At 61.2% G+C, this 2,379-nt stretch carries 3 protein-coding genes; all 3 read right to left on the bottom strand.

Annotation, left to right across the window (positions count from 1 at the left end; genetic code table 11):
- Positions 1 to 27: 27 nt before the first annotated feature.
- Entirely contained in the window at positions 28 to 609 is a 582-nt protein-coding gene (locus CLV77_RS00160) for a rhomboid family intramembrane serine protease (protein ID WP_047998149.1), read from the bottom strand.
- 148 nt (positions 610 to 757) lie between these two features.
- Complete coding sequence (locus CLV77_RS00155; RefSeq protein ID WP_233128144.1) at positions 758 to 1,294, bottom strand: hypothetical protein; 537 nt, start codon at positions 1,292 to 1,294, stop codon at positions 758 to 760.
- Positions 1,295 to 1,449: 155 nt separating this feature from the next.
- Positions 1,450 to 2,178, bottom strand: a complete 729-nt coding sequence (locus CLV77_RS00150) for a DUF736 family protein (protein WP_076981247.1) — start codon at positions 2,176 to 2,178, stop codon at positions 1,450 to 1,452.
- Positions 2,179 to 2,379 lie beyond the last annotated feature (201 nt).

Here is a 2,379-nt window from a genome sequence, read left to right as displayed (position 1 = left end):
TGGGCCGACAACGTAGGGTGTACTGCTTCAGTCCAAATCGACACCGCCGAGGCGCGGCACATGGACATGCGTCCGGACAAGGGATGCAGCGACAGCGCCCGCGATGGCGCCGAAGAGATGCGCCTCCCACGAGACGCCGGGTTGGCCCGGAAGAACGCCCCAGAGAATGGAGCTATAGAGGACACCGACCAGTAGTGCCGCGCCCAGCGTGATCGGGGAGCGATCCACGAAGCCGCGCGCGACGAGGAAGCCAAACCAGCCGAAGACCAACCCTGACGCACCGATATGGATGGCGGAGCTTCCGAACAGCCAGACGAGTCCGCCGCCGAGGCCGATCACCACGGCGTTCACCGGCAGCAAGGCTCGCGTGGTCGTGGCAACCAGCAGCCCACCCATCACCAGGAGAGGCGGCGTATTGGCCATCAGATGCGCGAAGCTTCCGTGCATCAGCGGCATGGCGACAACGCCATCCAAACCATCGAGCTGCCTGGGGATCAGGCCGAAGGCCGGGTTCAAACCGTAGCCGGTGATCCAATTGACGACCTGAACCGCCCAGAGCAGCGCGACAAAAGCGGCAAGCGTTGCGGCGCGCCGCAAGAAAGCGCGCATGTGATCCCGTTTCATCATGTTCGCGACAGTAGACGTCCCCACAGCGCCTTCAACAGCTTTCGCGCGCTGCACAGGGTGCCCCTTCCGAGAAAGGGGGTTTGAGGCGGCCAACCTCGGTACGGCTCAAGCCAGGAGAATCGCTTCGATCTTACACAGTGTTCCCAGGCCGCAGCGGCATGATTTCACGCTCGGGGCGCTTCAGGGCTTCGGCGTATTTGCGGGCATTGTCATCGATCGTGCTGTGCCACAGCTTCGAGACAAACGCCCGAGCGTCTTGGACCGTCATATCGTTCAGCGATGAGGACAACGCCATGAAGAGCTCATCCTCGCTGATCGCGGCGGCGCTATGCATGGCGTCCGCGTAAAATGAAGGGTCGTTCAGGACCTGTTGGCTTAGCGGCATCAGCGCAAGGTTCTCCTCCGGGATCGCCATGAAGATCGTGTCCTGCAGGTCGGTCAGATACGCACGCCGCGATGTGGACACCGGCTTTCCCACCGCCTTGGCCTCCAGATATGCCTGCCTTGTCCTGTCGAACTTTGCCCTTGCATGGGTCATGATGACTTCACGTTTTCGGGCGGGCAGCGCGAATCCGGTGCAGCGCTCGATATGGGCGAGGAGATCTTCAACCTCTGCCTCAACATTAAAGCTCTCGAACCATGGAACCGTCCCTGATCTAGCCGCCACGCGCCCGCCCTCAATATTGCGATAATATATTATTGTATCACATTTGCACCTGATCGCAAGCGGGTGGCGTCCTTCACGCAAACGGACATGGAAAAAGGGGAACCGTGATCCCACGGCTCCCCTTTCGGTTCAGATCGTCTCACCTCGCGCGCTGATCAGGCAACCAGCGACAGCCCCTTGCCTGCATCCTGCGGCTGCTCACCGCTGTCGATGAACGGGATGATCGAGAAAGTCTGCCCGCCGCGCTGTTCTTCGTTCTGCACGGCGTTGACGCGCAGGTCGCCATCAGGCGTGTTGATCAGCAACGAAAGGTAGTCATTACCCGTGCGGCTGCTTTTCGCCATCCACGCCGAGCCGACGCGGATCGGTGTGCCCCGGGGCGAGCTGACCTCGACACGGTAATCGGGGTGGGTTTCCTCGGATTTGTAGCTGTTCTCGATCAGCATGAACTCCAGATCGAACATCATGTTGGCGATGTAGCCCGTGAAGGCGTTGTCGGCGTCCATGGCGGTGAGCTCCCCCGAGATCGAGCCGGATTTCATCAGGCCGTTCGAGACCAGCGGGATGATCTCAAACTCGCCGCTCTGGGCCGCGCGCGCCTCTTTCGTCTGCACCGCGTTGACCCGGAACGGACCCAAGCCGACATCGATCTGCATCGAGATGTAGGGGTTGCCGCTGGTATTGCCGGTCTCGTTCCAGGCCGTGCCGATGCGCACTTTGCGGCCTGATTTGTTGACTGCCGTCACGTCCAAATCCGGGCTGCGTTCGGACATCTTGGCCCGCGCCTCCAACTGGATGGCGATGTCAAAGCGCGTCGAGTGGATCATGCCGGTGTACTGAGCGGCTGCGGTCTCGACATTGCGGGTGAGGGTTCCTGCGAACATGGGATGGTTCCTTCTTGGATTGGCCGGTGCCTGACGTTCTTGCCAACGCATCCGGGATTGCTTTCTCGACCCCTCTTGGGATCACAAATCAGAAAGCTCGCTTTCCTTTCAGCCCCGCCCACGGGTCAGATCTGCCGTCCGAGTGGGAATGCCCCCACGCCTCCGGGTGCTACGCCCCTCCCCTGCCCGTCTGGTCTTGAT

Origin of the sequence: Brevirhabdus pacifica (assembly GCF_002797755.1) — a bacterium.
In the GTDB taxonomy this organism is placed as follows: domain Bacteria; phylum Pseudomonadota; class Alphaproteobacteria; order Rhodobacterales; family Rhodobacteraceae; genus Brevirhabdus; species Brevirhabdus pacifica.
This window is presented reverse-complemented; position numbering and strand designations above follow the sequence as displayed.

Excerpts from the sequence above, each read along its gene's own strand:
- CLV77_RS00150 (WP_076981247.1), bottom strand. The coding sequence starts at position 2,178 with ATGTTCGCAGGAACCCTCACCCGCAATGTCGAGACCGCAGCCGCTCAG.
- CLV77_RS00160 (WP_047998149.1), bottom strand. The coding sequence starts at position 609 with ATGCGCGCTTTCTTGCGGCGCGCCGCAACGCTTGCCGCTTTTGTCGCG.